General features: G+C 46.6%; 13 protein-coding genes and 1 pseudogene. 11 read left to right on the plus strand and 3 right to left on the minus strand.

Annotated features, from left to right (window positions below):
- Positions 1–24: 24 nt before the first annotated feature.
- Genes cbiB through BN3656_RS10505 form a run of 4 tightly spaced genes read left to right on the plus strand, consistent with a single transcriptional unit; the run spans position 25 to position 4418 of the window.
- On the plus strand, positions 25–1023 hold the full coding sequence (gene cbiB / locus BN3656_RS10490) for an adenosylcobinamide-phosphate synthase CbiB (protein WP_066547673.1): 999 nt from the start codon (positions 25–27) through the stop codon (positions 1021–1023).
- 8 nt (positions 1024–1031) lie between these two features.
- Positions 1032–2120 (plus strand): threonine-phosphate decarboxylase, encoded by a 1089-nt coding sequence (locus tag BN3656_RS10495; protein WP_347460982.1) that lies wholly within the window; start codon positions 1032–1034, stop codon positions 2118–2120.
- A gap of 31 nt (positions 2121–2151) precedes the next feature.
- Positions 2152–3726 carry a cobyric acid synthase gene (locus tag BN3656_RS10500; protein WP_066547675.1) on the plus strand — a complete coding sequence of 525 codons (1575 nt, stop codon included), beginning with the start codon at positions 2152–2154 and terminating at the stop codon, positions 3724–3726.
- Positions 3727–3761: 35 nt separating this feature from the next.
- Entirely contained in the window at positions 3762–4418 is a 657-nt protein-coding gene (locus BN3656_RS10505) for a precorrin-8X methylmutase (protein WP_066550733.1), read from the plus strand.
- A gap of 357 nt (positions 4419–4775) precedes the next feature.
- On the opposite strand, the pseudogene BN3656_RS10510 reads toward BN3656_RS10505, so the two are convergent.
- The 3 genes and pseudogenes from BN3656_RS10510 to BN3656_RS10520 form a co-directional block, all read right to left on the minus strand.
- Positions 4776–5093: pseudogene (locus tag BN3656_RS10510) on the minus strand (DapH/DapD/GlmU-related protein); the annotation flags it as partial.
- A gap of 365 nt (positions 5094–5458) precedes the next feature.
- Complete coding sequence (locus tag BN3656_RS17120) at positions 5459–5608, minus strand: hypothetical protein (protein WP_331467881.1); 150 nt, start codon at positions 5606–5608, stop codon at positions 5459–5461.
- Between the two features lie 170 nt (positions 5609–5778).
- Positions 5779–7188: an amidophosphoribosyltransferase gene (locus tag BN3656_RS10520; RefSeq protein ID WP_066547676.1), complete on the minus strand. Its 1410-nt coding sequence runs from the start codon at positions 7186–7188 to the stop codon at positions 5779–5781.
- Between the two features lie 272 nt (positions 7189–7460).
- Between BN3656_RS10520 and BN3656_RS10525 the strand changes: the two genes are divergently transcribed.
- The 7 genes from BN3656_RS10525 (at position 7461) to BN3656_RS10555 (ending at position 16953) form a co-directional block, all read left to right on the plus strand.
- Positions 7461–8450: a pectinesterase family protein gene (locus BN3656_RS10525; RefSeq protein ID WP_066547678.1), complete on the plus strand. Its 990-nt coding sequence runs from the start codon at positions 7461–7463 to the stop codon at positions 8448–8450.
- A gap of 26 nt (positions 8451–8476) precedes the next feature.
- Positions 8477–10114 carry a response regulator gene (locus BN3656_RS10530; RefSeq protein WP_066547681.1) on the plus strand — a complete coding sequence of 546 codons (1638 nt, stop codon included), beginning with the start codon at positions 8477–8479 and terminating at the stop codon, positions 10112–10114.
- A gap of 17 nt (positions 10115–10131) precedes the next feature.
- Positions 10132–11925, plus strand: coding sequence for a sensor histidine kinase (locus tag BN3656_RS10535; protein WP_066547684.1), 1794 nt, complete (start codon positions 10132–10134; stop codon positions 11923–11925).
- Complete coding sequence (locus BN3656_RS10540) at positions 11915–12886, plus strand: substrate-binding domain-containing protein (protein WP_066547693.1); 972 nt, start codon at positions 11915–11917, stop codon at positions 12884–12886. Before BN3656_RS10535 ends, BN3656_RS10540 begins: the two co-directional genes overlap by 11 nt.
- Before the next feature lie 21 nt (positions 12887–12907).
- Positions 12908–13927 carry a galactose ABC transporter substrate-binding protein gene (locus tag BN3656_RS10545; RefSeq protein WP_066547695.1) on the plus strand — a complete coding sequence of 340 codons (1020 nt, stop codon included), beginning with the start codon at positions 12908–12910 and terminating at the stop codon, positions 13925–13927.
- A 231-nt stretch (positions 13928–14158) separates the two neighbouring features.
- Positions 14159–15304 (plus strand): galactose ABC transporter substrate-binding protein, encoded by a 1146-nt coding sequence (locus tag BN3656_RS10550; protein ID WP_066547698.1) that lies wholly within the window; start codon positions 14159–14161, stop codon positions 15302–15304.
- Positions 15305–15402: 98 nt separating this feature from the next.
- On the plus strand, positions 15403–16953 hold the full coding sequence (locus tag BN3656_RS10555; protein ID WP_066547699.1) for a sugar ABC transporter ATP-binding protein: 1551 nt from the start codon (positions 15403–15405) through the stop codon (positions 16951–16953).

Raw genomic sequence — 16953 nt, forward strand, 5'->3', positions numbered from 1 at the left:
GAACAGAAAGAGGAATGTTAAGAAATGAGTTTGTTCCACCTATGGAAATTTCACAGCATGGCTCTCATTGCAGGCTGTATTTTAGACTGGCTGATGGGAGATCCCTACTGGCTGTTTCACTCGGTCCGGTTTATGGGAAATATGATAAGCGCGCTTGAAGCGAGGCTTCGGCGCTTGTTTCCTGAGCATCTTTTGCTTGCAGGAGGGGTGCTTGCTGGCTTCATGTGCCTGTTCTGGACTCTGATTCCTGTACTGGGCTTTTTGGGGATATACAGAGGTCTTCTGTCCTTTGGCATTCAGAGACACTGGATCTATATCTGCTTGTTTGTTCTGGAAAGCTTTTTTTGCGGACAGCTTCTGGCGGCCCGAAGCTTACAGACTGAGAGCATGAAGGTCTGTTCGGCTCTGAAAGAAGGGGATATAGAAAAAGCCAGAAAAGCCGTATCCATGATCGTAGGAAGGGATACAGCGGTTCTTGACCGGGACGGAATCGCCAGAGCGGCGGTGGAGACGGTGGCAGAAAATACTTCGGACGGAGTGATTGCGCCTTTTTTCTTTATGGCGGTATTTGGCCCGGCAGGAGGATTTTTCTATAAAGCAGTCAATACCATGGATTCCATGGTGGGATATAAAAATGAAACGTACCTTTTGTTCGGAAGGGCGGCGGCAAAGCTGGATGACGCTGTAAACTGGCTTCCAGCCCGCCTTTCCGGGATGCTCCTTACCGCCGCCGCCTGGCTTCTTCCGGGAATGGATGGGAAAAATGCCTGGAGAATCTTTAAACGGGACCGTTTTAACCATGCCAGCCCCAATTCCGCCCAGGGAGAGGCGGCCTGTGCCGGAGCTCTTCATCTGCGTCTGGCCGGGGACGCCTGGTACTTTGGAACTCTTTATAAAAAGCCTTATATCGGCGATGATGACCGGCCTATCCGTCCAGACGACATCAAAGGAGTCTGCAGCCTTATGTTTGGAGCTCAGGGACTTTTGATGGCAGGCCTTGTGATATTACTTTTGTTACTCTAGGAGAGCTTATGGAAATTCCTTATACTCATGGGGGCGATATCTACAGCCGCCCCATAAAAATGGATTATTCTGCAAACATTAACCCTCTGGGTCTTCCGGAAGGGGTAAAGAGAGAGCTGCTTTGCTGCGTGGAGGAAAATGTATGCTGCATTTATCCGGACAGCGCCTGCCGAAGCTTAAAAATGGCTTTATCAGAAATACATCATGTTCCAAAGGAGTGGATTAGCTGCGGAAACGGGGCGGCCGATCTGATTTTTGCACTGGTGGCAGCCTTAAGGCCCAGGCACGCGCTGCTTTTAGCGCCCTCTTTTCTGGAATACAGCCAGGCCCTTCATCTGTGGGGGTGTGAAACAGACTCATTTATGCTGAGGGAAGATGAGGACTTTTCGCTGGACCCATTCAGGTTGAAGGAAGCGCTGTTTCGCGCCAGGGCAGAGAAACAGCCATACGATATCCTGTTTTTATGCAATCCCAATAACCCTACGGGCCTTCCTGTAAAAAAAGAAATAGTGGAAGAAATCGGAGTGGTGTGCAAAGAGACAGGAACCTGGCTGGCTGTGGATGAATGCTTCTGTGATTTTCTGGATGAGCCTGAGGCATATTCAGTAATCCCTAAATTAAAGGATCTGGATCATGTGATTGTCTTAAAGGCATTTACCAAAATTTATGCCATGGCCGGGCTGCGGCTGGGCTACAGCCTCTGTGCAGATCAGGAATTAAACATCCGCCTGGAAACAGTCCGTCAGCCCTGGTCTGTTTCCGGACCGGCTCAGAGGGCCGGTATTGCAGCACTTAAAGAAAGGGATTATCTGGAAGCTACAAAAAGGCTCATTGGGCCGGAGCGGGAACGGATGAAGGGGAAGCTTGTAGAGCTTGGCTTTCAGGTTTATCCCTCCCAGGCCAATTATATTTTTTTCAGAGATCCTGTCTGGAAGGAAGGGGATTCCCTTTATGACAGACTGCTGCGCCGGGGCGTGCTGATCAGAAACTGCGGCAATTATCCCGGATTAGACGGCTCTTATTACCGGATCTGCGTAAAGACAGCGGAAGAAAATGACTGTTTCCTCCGATATCTTACAGAGGCTGTGGGAAGATGATTCACCCCAAAACGCTATAAGGAGAAGAATAATGGCAAAATGCATCATGATACAGGGAACCATGTCCAATGCGGGAAAAAGCCTTTTGGCTGCCGGCCTCTGCCGGATTTTTGCCCAGGACGGCTACCGGGTCGCTCCCTTTAAATCCCAAAATATGGCTCTTAACTCCTATATCACCGCAGATGGTCTGGAAATGGGGCGGGCTCAGGCGGTTCAGGCAGAGGCGGCTGGGACAGAGCCGCGGGCAGATATGAACCCCATCCTTTTAAAACCCACCACAGACATAGGCTCTCAGGTGATCGTAAACGGTATTTCCAGAGGGAATATGCGGGCGAAGGATTACTTTGCCTATAAAAAAGAGCTGATTCCGGAGATTTTGGCGGCTTATAACCGTCTGTGCGGGGATTATGATATCATTGTCATAGAGGGAGCAGGAAGTCCGGCAGAGATCAATTTAAAAAAGGATGATATTGTAAATATGGGTCTGGCTGCTATGGTGGATGCTCCGGTGCTTTTGGCAGGAGATATTGACCGGGGCGGCGTATTTGCGCAGCTTTACGGAACCGTGGCTCTTTTGGAAGAAAGTGAAAGAAAACGGATCTGCGGCCTGATCGTGAATAAATTCAGGGGAGACTCCTCTATTTTAGAGCCGGGGATTCGGCAGCTGGAGGAGCTTTGCGGTATCCTGGTAGCGGGAGTAGTTCCTTATATGGATGTAGATATTGAGGATGAGGACAGCTTAAGTGAAAAGCTTGGTCAAAGGGAAAAGGGACTGGTGGATCTGGCGGTCATCCGATTCCCTAAAATTTCCAATTTTACAGATCTGGATGTATTTGTGAGGATTCCCGGCGTGACGGTGCGGTATGTGACGAAGGTGTCCGAGCTTGGCACACCGGATCTGGTGATCCTTCCCGGAACGAAAAATACCATAAGCGATCTTTTGTGGATGCGCCAGAATGGTCTGGAAGGAGCCATTCTTAAACTGGCCGGACGGAATGTACCTGTATGGGGAATCTGCGGAGGATACCAGATGATGGGGGAAGAGGTGATCGATGAGGAAGGAGCCGAATCCGGGGAATGCCGCCGGATTGAAGCTATGGGCCTTCTTCCTCTGCGGACGGTTTTTGAAAAAGAAAAAATCCGTACCCGCTCAGAGGGCTCGCTGGCAGAGCTGGACGGTGTGTTTGCGCCCTTGTCCGGCAAATGCATATTTGGTTATGAGATTCATATGGGGCGGACGGAAATTGCATGTCCGGAGGGGCCTGCCGGAACCGCAAGACTGGTTCCGGACAGGAAAGAGCCGGAAATCTGCCGTCCCATGTGCTATCTTTTTAAAGGGGATACAAAACAGGTGCAGCCGGATGGCTGGAACAGAGGAAACTGTTACGGAGCTTATGTCCATGGCATATTTGATGCTCCGGGTGTGGCGGATACGCTGGTAAATGCTCTGGCTGAGAAAAAGGGCATTAAGCTGGAAACAAATCTGAAAGAAGAGTATGACGCCTACCGAAACCGCCAGTATGACAAGCTGGCCGGGGAACTGAGAAAGGCTTTAAATATGGAATTGATTTATAAGGTTTTAGGGCTTGAGGGCCGGAAGGAGTGAGGTTTTTGGAAGATAAAAGAAATACAGAATATCAGATGCATAAAGGACATATCCAGCTGGAGCAGATACTTCCGGCTGAGATTGAGAACAGAAGCTTTGAGATCATTCAGGATGAGCTGGCTGCCATGGGAAAGGTCCTGGATCCGGTGCAGGATCTTTTGATCCGCAGGGCGATCCATACTACGGCAGATTTTGACTATGCGGACAATCTGGTATTTTCCGAAGGAGCCGTGGAAGCGGGGCTGAACGCACTGCGGGAGGGGGCTGTGATCATTACGGACACAAATATGGCCTGGTCGGGAATCAATAAGAAAAAGCTGGCGAACCTTGGAGGAGAAGCAGTGTGCTTTATGGCAGATGAGTCCGTAGCAGCCCAGGCAGCCGCATCCGGTTCCACCAGGGCTGTTGCCAGCATGGAAAAGGCGGCAGAGCTCTATGGAAATGATTCCCGTCCCTGTATCTTCGTCATTGGAAATGCCCCTACGGCTCTGGTACGTCTCTATGAGCTGGTGCAGGAGGGGAGGATTTCTCCCGCCCTTATCATCGGCGCTCCGGTGGGATTTGTAAATGTGGTTCCCTCAAAGGAACTGATTTTGACGCTTCCCCATACGCCTTATATTGTAGCCAGGGGAAGAAAAGGTGGGAGCAACGTGGCGGCTGCGCTGTGCAATGCGCTGCTGTATCAGGTGTGAGAAGGGGATAAAAAACGGAAATTGGATTCGGAAAGAGATTGGGAGGAGCAGGAAGATTCACCGTGAAAATCACAATCTGGACCGCTGCAGAACACAGTTTGCCCTGGTGGCAGATATGGAAAAAATGGTCTGAGAGAAGCGATTGTAAATAGGTATCGATTATGTTAAGATAGAAACAGATCGCCACATGGCTGCATTCCGGGTTCGTAGCCCGGAAGGGTCCGGTCCGAATCCGGAATGCAGCCATGTGGGATCTTTTTTCAGTGCTTTTCTGCATATGACATATCAATTTTCAAATCTTGTCTTTGTAATCGGTGCAGGTTACTGTTTCGCTTAATTCACTGATAAACTGGAAGTTTATTTATTCTCTCTTACTACTTTACAGGGATTCCCATAAGCTATAACATTATCAGGAATGTCCTTTGTCACAACACTTCCTGCTCCAATGACAATACTATTTCCGATTGTAACACCAGGCATGATAATAGCTCCGCCACCAATCCATACATTATTACCAATAATCACTGGTGCAGTTTGTGTTTTGCAAAATTCAAATGAACCATCTTCTTTAGGCTCACCAAAACGGTCAAACGCATTTGTCGGCTGAAATGCTGTATATATTTGTAGATTTGGCGCAATTAAAGCATTATCTCCGATACGAATAATATTATCATCGCATCTTCTTGCCCTTCGGACAAGAAGCATCCCTCGCTTTCAGCTCGGTCAATTCTAATTGTCCTATTTTTCCTTTGCACTTCTAAAAACAAAGAAAAATCCTACGCAACCAATCAATAATCCTAAAAGAGAAAAAGGAGTATCGCTACACTTCATTTTACAACACCAATACCCCAATTATAATCCCCCACACTGCCACAACTGGAATCATATAATACCATTTCCAGGCGTTCCAGCCGCTCCAGATTCCCTCAGCATTTCTCCTATTTTTTTTCAGAACATCCTCAGGAATGAATTTGACCGTCAATGATACCAGTGCAGGAAACAGTATCACATCGTCCAGATATCCCAGAACCGGGATAAAATCAGGTATGAAAATCCACAGGGGAAAGAGCATAGGCTATGGTAAGGCCGGCAAATACCTTTGCGGGAAGCGGCGTATCTTTGTCTTTCAGCGCCAAAAATATAGCAGGAATATCTGTTTTTAATTTCTCTGCCCGTTTTTTAAGATCCATTCTCTTTCCTCCTGCTGTGCTCTGTGAATTTGGTATATTCAGGCCGATTTTATCACAGTTTTAAAGCAAAATCCATACAGATATAAAAATAAAAGCGCTCCCGTATATCATGATCTGTGTACGGGAGCGTTTTAAATCATTTTAAATCATATTGCGATACGGCGGTAAAATCAATGCTTCCCGTTCCAGCAATAGGTACAGAGCTTACAGGGAGAGATTCCCACAGATTCCACCAGATCATCCAGACGGTGGTAGCGGAGTGTGGTAAAATTCAGCCGTTTGCGGATTTCTTCGATCATTTCCGCATAATTTTGGCTGTCAGGGTCTGCATAGCTGTCAAGGATCTCCTGAGATACATTGTCTCCCTCACGGTCGCGGATGATCCGTCGGGTGATCAGATCCAGTTCAGAGGTAGAACGGGAAAAGTTCAAATACGGGCAGCCAAAGAGCAGCGGCGGGCAGGCAGGACGGATATGTACCTCTTTTGCTCCGCTCTGGTAGAGAAATTCTGTGGTTTCTCCTAATTGTGTACCCCGGACAATGGAATCGTCAATCAGCAGAAGCTTGTTTCCTCGGATCAGAGCATCTACGGGGATCAGCTTCATTCTGGCAATCAGGTTTCGCTGGCTCTGATTCTGAGGCATAAAGGATCTGGGCCAGGTAGGTGTATATTTGATAAAGGGACGGGCAAAGGGAACGCCGGATTCATTGGCATAGCCAATGGCGTGAGCGATACCGGAATCAGGCACACCTGCCACAATGTCCGGCTGGGCTTCATCCCGGCGGGCTAAACGTTTTCCGCATTCATAGCGCATTTTTTCTACATTCACACCTTCATAGGTAGAGGTGGGATAACCGTAGTAAACCCAGAGGAAGGAGCAGATCTTCATTTCTTCTCTAGGAGCGCTTAAGGTTTCTACGCCGTCTGCATGGATTTTTACGATCTCTCCCGGACCCAGCTCCCGGTAATCAGTATAGCCTAAGTTGATGTAGGCAAAGCTTTCAAAGGATGCACAGAAGGCGCCTTCTTTTCGACCGATCACAATGGGGGTACGTCCAAGGCGGTCTCTGGATGCGTAAAGGCCGTCTTCTGTAAGAAGGAGAATACTCATGGAGCCCTTGATCTGCTCCTGAGCATAGAGAAGCCCCTCTGTGATGGTAGGTCTCTGATTGATCAAAGCAGCCACCAGCTCCGTAGCATTGATGCGCCCGCCGCTCATTTCCATAAAATGGATGTGACCGTTTTCATAAGCGGATCGGATCAGTTCCTCTTCATTGTTGATCTTTCCTACTGTGGTAATGGCATAACTGCCCAGATGGGACTGGATCAACAGGGGCTGGGGATCGCTGTCAGAGATACATCCGATCCCCATCGTGCCTGTAAGCTCATCCAGATCGCTGTCGAACTTTGTGCGGAAGGGGGAATTTTCAATATTGTGAATGGATCTGGCAAAGCCCCTTCCTTTTTCATATACAGCCATGCCCCCTCGTCTGGTTCCAAGATGTGAATGATAATCTACGCCAAAAAACAGATCCAGCGTACAGCTCTGTTTTGAAACAACTCCAAAAAAACCGCCCATAGAGATTACTTCCTTTCTGTAAAGAATCCATGTATGTATCATAACATGATGTGTTCTTGTTTGACTCTGATATCATAACATATATTAAAATAAAATAACAATAGGGTATATTTATTATTTATACTTATCAAACATATAAGAAAGGGAAAAAGAAACAGGGGAAGGGAAAATCAAAAACGGCCGGAATTGCAAAAAATGACAATTCATTGTATAATAATTCCAAATACAAAGGATAAAAATAGGACAATTTTATCAGACAGGAGAGAGAAGATATGACAGAAAAAAAGCCCTTTACCCTTGTGGTAGCCAAAGACGGAACCGGAGATTATTCCACTGTTACAGAGGCATTGGCAGCTCTGGGAGAAGAAGGGGAGCCGGCGCTTATCTACATAAAAAAAGGTGTATATAAGGAACGCCTGACTATCCGCCGGCCCTTTGTAACGTTTGAGGGCGAGGATATGAATGAAACAGTGATCACCTATAATCTGGGAGCCAAGATGGAGATGGAAGATGGAAGCCGCAGAGGTACCTTCCGCAGCTATTCTGTCTTAATTGACACGCATGATTTTACGGCCAGAAATCTGACCTTTGAAAACAGCGCCGGACTGGGGGCATTAGTGGGACAGGCTCTGGCCCTTTATGTGGATGGAGACAGGATCCTGTTTGACCGCTGCCGGATGCTGGCCAGCCAGGACACCATTTTTACAGGTCCCCTTCCGCCAAAGGAAATCGAACCAAACGGTTTTATCGGCCCCAAGCAGTATGCCCCCAGGATCAATGGCCGTCATTATTACAAGGACTGCTTTATAAGGGGAGATATTGATTTTATTTTTGGAAGCGCCACGGCATATTTTGAAAACTGTGAGCTGTATTCCCAGGATATTGGCCGGGAGATTAACGGATATGTGACCGCGGCATCTACTCCTGAGGGACAGGAATATGGCTATGTATTTGAGGGCTGCCATTTTACAGGCAACTGTCCTCCAAGGAGCGTTTATCTGGGCCGTCCATGGAGAAATTTTGCAAAAACCGTGCTGCTGCACTGCCGCATGGAGGAGCATATCCGCAGAGAAGGATGGCATGACTGGGGCAAACGGGAGGCGCATGACACCCTGTATTTCGCCGAGGCAGGAAGCACGGGCCCTGGAGCTGTGCCTGAGGAGCGTCCGGAATGGGTAAGGATTCTTTCTGAAGATGAGCTGGAACCTTACAGCCGGGAGCGCGTCCTTGGAGGAAATGACGGCTGGATGAGCGGGCGGTAAGACAGACTGGGAGAGGGGAACTGCATATGGAATTATACCGTATCATCCTGGTGGATGATGAAGAAGAAGTAAGAAAGAGCATTATCCGAAAGATTGACTGGGAAGAGGCCGGTTTTTTTGTGGCAGGAGATGCGGAAAACGGAGAGGATGCGCTGGAAAAGATCGAGGCATTGGAGCCGGATGTAGTGCTGACCGATATCCGTATGCCCTATATGGACGGCCTTACCCTTGCAGAGCGGATCCGGCAGAAATACCCCTCCATGAAAATCGTTATTTTTTCGGGGTTTGATGATTTCGAGTACGCCAAGCAGGCCATTAAGCTCAACGTGACAGAGTACATTTTAAAGCCTGTGAATGTGGAGGAACTGACAGCAATCTTAAAACGGATCAAGGTGAATCTGGATCAGGAAATCGAGCAGAAGCGGAATGTAAACCTTTTGAGAGAGAACTATATCAGAAGCCTTCCTATTTTAAGGGAAAACTTTTTAAATGAACTTGTAAGCCATTCCATGGATCCGGCAATCGTGGAAAGCCGGATGCGGGAATACGATCTGGATCTTCTGGGAGCCAAGAAGTGGATCGCTGCTGCGATTGACATCGAGGAGCCGGAAAAGGAGCGCATGGGCCAGCTGGCCATTCATCAGGAAAAGGATCTGATCCCCATTTCCGTGATGCAGATTTTGGGGGAAAAGCTGGGTGCTTACTGCCGTTTTGCTCTTTTTAATACGGCAGGCGTCCAGGAGTCCGGTCTGTCGGTAATCGCTGCCATTGACGGGGAAAACAGCCAGACAGGCCTCATTGACGTCCTGGGGGATATCTGCAAAGAAGCCAGAAAGATCCTTGCAGTGCCTGTTACCATTGGTATTGGAAATAATTCCCCACGTCTTTGCCGGATCTGCGATTCATATAAGGAAGCGGTCAATTCCCTGGGGTATAAGGCCATCGTAGGCATTGGAAGTACCATTTATATTAATGATATGGAGCCGGTGAGCCGGGGAAAGCTGGAGCTTGACGGCAAGACAGAAGCGGAGCTGACGGCAGCTATTAAATTCGGCCCCAAAGAAAAGATTGAGAAGGCTGTGGCTCAGATCATGGACAGGATGAATGATGCAAAGGTTCATTTCCGCCAGCAGCAGGCGTATATGCTGTCGGTGGCAAATTCTATGATCCAGCTGCTGCAGCTGTATGATTTGGATATGGAGGCTGTGTTTAACGGAGAGTTAAAGGAAAACGGAAGCCTTGAGATGCTCCCTGGCCTGCAGAAAAAGGAGGATTTTTCCATCTGGCTTTTAAATACAGCCCTCTACGTTCATCAGGCTATGAACCGGGAGAGGGATAATACCATGAAGCAGGTGATACGGGAGGCAAGACAGTATATTCTGGATCACTATCAGGAACCGGAGCTGTCAGTGGAACAGATCTGCCGTCACCTGCACATGAGCCCGGCGTATTTTTCCACGATGTTTCGCAGGGAAACAGGGAAAACCTATATTGCCTATCTTACAGAGGTACGTCTTGACAAAGCGGTGGAGCTTTTAAACAAGACCGACGATAAAACCTATGTGATTGCCGCAAAGGTAGGGTATCAGGAACAGAACTATTTCAGCTATGTTTTTAAAAAGCGTTTCGGGGTATCGCCTACGAAATTCAGGGGAGCCAAATAGAGTATAAGGAGAGGGCTGTGTTTGAAAAACTGAAAGAACGGATTGCCAATGCCAGTATCCGTTATATTATTTTTATCTATTTTACGCTGACCGCCTTAGCGGCCAGTGTATTTATAGGTGTTTCACTGTATACAAGACTGTCCGGCCAGATGTCGTCTACCATACAGGAGGAAAATCAGATTCTGATTAATCAGATAACCCGCTCTATGGATTCCTATCTGCGGACAATTATGAAGCTGTCAGACTCCATTTATTACGGAGTTATAAAAAATGCAGATCTGTCAGATGATTCTATCAATCAGGAGATTACGCTTTTATATGATAGTAATAAGGATATGATTGAGAATATTGCCCTTTTGTCAAAACAGGGAATGCTCTTGGAGGCAGTGCCTGCAGCCAGATTGAAGAATCATGTGGATGTGGCGGAGGAGGAATGGTTTAAGGAAACCTTGAAAAAAACAGAAAATATTCATTTTTCCTCTCCTCATGTACAGTATATATTTGATGCTGCGGGAAAGCAGTACCGATGGGTGATTTCCGTCTCCAGATCTGTAGAGATAACAAAAGGACCCTATACAGATCAGGGCGTACTTCTTATTGATATACGTTATGACGGCCTGGAGCAATTTTTTGATGGAGTTACTCTGGGAAATCAGGGATATGTCTATCTGATGGATGGGAATGGGGAAATTATATATCACCCCATGGCACAGCTGCTGTATTCGGGAGTGCATGCGGAAAACAATTATCAGGCGGCATCCTATAAAGAAGGAAATCATCAGGAGGTTTTTGAAGGGCAAAAGAGAATAGTGACGGTAAAAACAGTGGGGTATACCGGCTGGAAAGTTGTAGGTGTGATGCCTGTAGACGGAATGGCGTTAAACAGTATTAAAACAAAACTTCTTGTTGTGTTTATTATTGCATTTATTCTGTTTATTCTTTCAATTATTAATTCTTATATCTCTTCTAAAATTACGAATCCGATTAAGGAACTGGAAAAATCAGTAAAAAAAATCGAAGAAGGGGATTTAAATGCTGAGGTTCCGGGAAACGGTTCTTATGAGATACGCCATCTTGGAGAATCTATCCATAATATGGCCAGACAGATCCGAAAACTGATGGATGATATTGTTGCAGAGCATGAATCAAAAAGAAAAAGTGAATTTGATACGCTGCAGTCCCAGATTAACCCCCATTTTCTCTACAATACGCTGGATATTATTGTATGGATGATTGAAAATGAAAAACAGGGAGATGCAGTCAGGGTGGTGACGGCCCTGGCACGTTTTTTCCGTATCAGCCTGAGCAGAGGAAAAAGCATCATAACAGTAGCGGATGAACTGGAGCATGTACGCAATTATCTGATGATTCAGCATATGCGGTATAAGAACAAATTTACATATTCAATTGAGGCGGAGGAAGAGGTACTTGGCCTTGCCAGTTTGAAGTTGATTTTGCAGCCATTGGTGGAGAATGCAATTTATCATGGTATGGAATTTATGGATGGAGACGGAGAAATCTATATCAGGGCGTGGAGACAGAATTCAGAGCTGTTTCTCTGTGTGGAGGACAATGGGCTTGGTATGACAGAGGAGCAGGTGCAGAGGCTCTTTGAGGATACAGAACATATCTCATCACGGAGGGGCTCAGGTATTGGAGCTAAAAATGTGAATGAACGAATCAGGCTGTATTTTGGCAGCGGTTACGGACTGATTATCGAATCAGAACCCGATGAGGGGACGAAGGTGACTGCCCACTTGCCAGCGGTTCCCTATGAGCAGGTGAGGAAAGGAGGGTATGATGTCAAATAGAGAGAATATTTTCTGGTATGGCTGGGGGGTTATACTGATTACCCTGTTCCTTTTGTCTTCCACGAATCTGATTATTAAAGAAAAAAAAATACAGGTATATCCGGTATCTGTTATTATTCAGGAAAAAAGTGATGAGCTTTATGCAGGTTTTAAAAAAGGGATGGATAAGGCTGCTGAGGAATACAGGTTGGACGTGAATTTTGTTACGCTTTATGAAGAGAAAGACCAGAAAGATCAGATGGAACGGGTTGTCCGTGAAATAAAAAACGGAGCGAAAGCACTGGTTATGGCGCCGGTTAAGGCAGGAGAAGCAGCTATGGCGTTGGATGAAATAAATCCGGGCTGTCCGGTCATATTTTTAAATGGCACAGCAGTAAGTGAGCATGTGGTAGATACGGTATCTATGGACAGTTATGAAGCCGGGCGTCTTCTGGGACAGGCCGTGTTGGAGGAAAACAAAGAAAAAGCGTCTGTCTGCCTGTTTACAGAAGGACTGGAATTTTCGGATAATTCGGAAGTGTATGACGGCGTATGCGCGGTTTTGAATGAAGCAGGGATAAAAAGCAGGCTGATTGAGGATTCCTCCGGTAAGGCGTTCCGTCAGACAATTGAGGAAACGGTTTATCCCGGAGGCGTTCCTGTTACAGTGATTGCACTGGATGAGGGGGCTCTTGTACAGACGGCGAAAATTCTGGATGGAAGTACGGTTTATCAGAAAAATGTAAGGGGAATTTACGGGATTGGAAGTTCGTTGTATCTGCTTGAAAAGCTGGATGAGCAAATTATTACCGGGATCGTTGACTGCAGCCGTTTTGATCAGGGGTATTTAAGCCTGCAGCGGGCAGTGGAGGCAATAGGAGGGATTCGGCAGAAGCAGCAGCATCGTCTGGCTCCGGTTTATGTTGACCGGAAAACAATCCGTGAGAAGGAAAACGAACGGATATTTTACCCGATTGGCTGAGGCGGGAAGGAGAAAGCGGATATGAAAAGAAACGGAGTTTGTTTGCTGACGGCAGGACTGGCAATTTCGGCCCTGCTTGTGGGGCTTGGAGGCTGCAGTAAAAATACGGGTAATATGGATCAAAAAAAAGAAATTCGTATTGGAGTTTTTTTGTATAAGGGGGATGATGCTTTTATCAGTATGCTTCAGGAATCAATCCAGGAAGAGGCAAGGAAATATGAGCAGGAAACGGGCGTTGAGGTAACGCTTAATATTCTGGATGCAAAGGGCAGCCAGAATACACAGTGCAGCCAGGTGGAGCGTCAGCTGGCTCTGGGCTGTGATGCACTGTGTGTAAATATCGTAGACCGTTTTGCGGCTTCTGTAGTTATTGACAAGGCGATGGCTGCGAATACGCCGGTGATATTTTTTAACCGTGAACCGGTGGAAGAAGATTTGAAGAGATGGGAAAAACTCTATTACGTAGGGGTTGATGCAAAGGAAACGGCTGTTTTACAGGGACAGATTCTGGTGGATGCCTATCAAAAGAATCCATTCTCTCTGGACCGCAATGAAGATGGCCGGGTAAGCTATGTGCTGCTGGAAGGGGAAACCAGCCATCAAGATTCCCTGATTCGTACAGAGTGGTCGATTCAGACGGTTAAAGACGGAGGCGTTCCTTTGCAAAAACTTACGGGCGGGATTGCAAATTGGGAAAGAAGCCAGGCATCTGCCCTTATGGAACAGTGGATTGAAACGTATGGGGAGCAGATTGAGGTGGTAATCTGCAATAATGACGAAATGGCTCTCGGCGCGCTTGATGCGATAGAGCGAGCCGGGATTTTGGACGGTGCGGTCAAGCTTGTAGGAATTGACGGTACTCCGGGAGGAGTCGAAGCATTGAAAAATGGAAAGCTTCTCGGAACTGTGGAAGCGGACAGAAGAAAATATGCGAGTGCCATTTTTGAAATTGCATCAGCCCTTTCCGGAAGCGGGGAAAAAGAAAAACTTCCGGAATCTCCGTACTGCTGGTGTCCGCAGAGGGTACTGGTTCATGAGTAGCACTGCCGGAGGTCAGGAAATGCAGGGTTTTCCAGAAGGCATTTGTGGTTTTTGTGAAATAAAAACCTGATGATATGGAGATGAACTGTAAAAAAACACAAAATCAAAGAAAATTTATAGTTAATCTTAGAAAATTATATAGAAAAACATATAAAACAGACATATAATATATTTGTCGACAGGGAAAAACAGACAAAAGCCGACAAAAATGTATAAGGGAGGATGTACAATATGAGATTATTTAAGAAGGCGGCAGCAGCTGCAATGGTATCTGCAATGGCAGTTTCTATGGTTGGATGCGGCGGCGGTGCAAAGGAGACGACAGCAGCAGCTACCGAAGCAAAGGAAGAAACGACAGAGGCCAAGAAAGAGGAGACAACAGAGGCTGCTACAGAGGCGGCAAAAGAGGATGCAAAGAAGGCTGCTGAAGCCGTAGACGCTTCTGATGTTGCTGATAAGAAGATTGGTATCAGCATTTACAAATTTGATGATAACTTCATGACTCTGTACAGAAATGAGTTACAGAGATATCTGGTTGAGGAACTGGGCTTCAAGAAGGAAAATGTTGTTATTCAGGATGGCAAGGGAGATCAGGCAGAGCAGACCAACCAGATTCAGAACTTTATTACTCAGAAGTATGATGTTCTGATCCTGAATCTGGTACAGGCTTCTTCAGCGCCGGAAGTTACAGATATGTGTAAGGAAGCCGGAATCCCTGTAGTATATATCAACCGTGAGCCGGATGTGGCAGAAGAGGACAGATGGTCTGCAGACGGACTTCAGGCTACATACGTTGGATGCGATGCAAGACAGTCCGGTACATTCCAGGGTGAGGAAATTTTAGAGACAGCCAATAAGGGCGATATCAATGGAGACGGAAAGGTTTCCTATATCATGATCCAGGGCGATCCGGAGAACGTAGACGCTCAGTACAGAACTGAGTTCTCTGTTAAGGCTCTGACCGACGCAGGTATGGAAGTTGAAGAACTGTTAAAGCAGCGCGGTGACTGGGATCAGGCTAAGGCACAGCAGATCGCACAGGATGCCCTGACACAGCACGGTGATAAGATCGAGGTTATTTTCTGCAATAACGATGCGATGGCTCTTGGCGCTTTACAGGCAATTGAGGCAGCCGGACGTACCGTAAATGAAGATATTTATCTGGTAGGCGTTGATGCTCTGACAGAGGCTGTCCAGAACGTAATCGACGGCAAACAGACAGGTACTGTATTTAACGATCATTTCTCTCAGGCAGAGATGGCAGCAAACTGTGCTGTATCCTTCTTAAAGGGAGAAAAGGTAGAGCCTGTAAATATGGTTGACTATGTAAAGGTTACCAAGGACAATGCTCAGGATATTCTGGACAAGTTGAACTAATTGGCATCTGGAGACTGGAAAACGGGTGTGTCCGCTGACACACCCGATTTTTTGGAACGAAGCCGGCAAAGGAAAATGGATTTGAAAGGAGTAACGGGATGGCGGAAAAATACAGACTGGAAATGGTAGGGGTCAGTAAGTCATTCCCTGGCGTAAAGGCACTGGATGGAATACATTTAAAAGTACGTCCCGGTACCGTTCACGCATTGATGGGGGAGAACGGAGCTGGTAAATCTACTCTGATGAAATGCCTGTTTGGTATTTATAAAATGGACGAGGGCCAGATCATTATTGATGGAGAAAAAGTGGAGATTGCAAATCCGGATGATGCTCTTCATAAGGGGCTTGCCATGGTTCATCAGGAACTGCAGCCCATACCGGAGCGTTCAATTGCAGAAAATATGTATCTGGGAAGATATCCTATGAAGGGATTTGGCCCCTTTAGGATGGTAGACCATGCTGCCATGAATAAGGAAGCAGAAAAGTGGCTGAAAGATGTAAAAATGAATTTTAATCCCAAAGCAAAGTTGGGAACCTTATCAATAGGACAGATGCAGTCAGTGGAAATTGCAAAAGCAGTCAGCCAGAATGCAAAACTGGTAATTCTGGATGAACCAACCTCTTCCCTGACTGATAATGAGGTAGAGGCGCTGTTCCGCATTATCCGGGATCTGAAATCAAGAGGCGTTTCTATGATATATATCAGCCATAAAATGGCTGAGATCCGCCAGATTGCGGATGATATTACCATCATGCGTGACGGAACCTATGTAGGCTCCTGGGAAGTAAAGGATATCACGGATGATGAAATCGTAAAGCAAATGGTTGGGCGTGAACTCACAAATGTATATCCTCCTAAGGCAGACTGCCGGACAAATGAAACTGTTTTGAAGGTCAGCCATCTGAGCAGTATTCATGAGCGTTCTTTCCAGGACTGCTCTTTCGAGCTTAAACGCGGTGAAATCCTTGGCTTTGGTGGACTGGTGGGCGCGCAGAGAACGGAACTGATGGAGGCTATCTTTGGTATGCGCCATATTGCCAGCGGTGAAATTGAAATTCTGGGTGAAAAGCGGGTCATCCGGCGCCCTCAGGATGCAATTAATGATTCAGTTGGCATGATTACAGAGGATCGAAGAGGAACGGGTATTTTTGGCTGCCTCAGTATTGACGACAACACTGCTATTGCATCTTATAAAAATTACACCCATATGGGAAAAATTGACAAAAAGAAGGTAAATGATGTTGTTAAGGACAGTATTGACAAGCTGCACATCAAGACGCCCAGCGGAAAGACGCTGATCCGGTCTCTGTCCGGCGGAAACCAGCAGAAGGTTATCATCGCCAGATGGCTTGCAAATAATCCCGATATCCTGATCATGGACGAGCCTACAAGAGGTATTGACGTAGGAGCTAAGTATGAGATTTATCAGATTATGATTGATCTTGTGAAGCAGGGTAAGTCAATTATTATGATTTCATCCGAAATGCCTGAGTTAATCGGTATGTCCAACCGCATTATCGTAATGTGCAACGGACATATAACAGGAGAATTAGAGGGTGAAGAAGCAACTCAGGAGTTGATTATGTCCTATGCGACCCAGTTCGATCTTCAGGGCGAGTCAGCCAAAGATGCCAAACAGGAGGTTTAA

The organism is Clostridium sp. AT4 (assembly GCF_001517625.2).
In the GTDB taxonomy this organism is placed as follows: Bacteria; Bacillota; Clostridia; order Lachnospirales; family Lachnospiraceae; genus Enterocloster.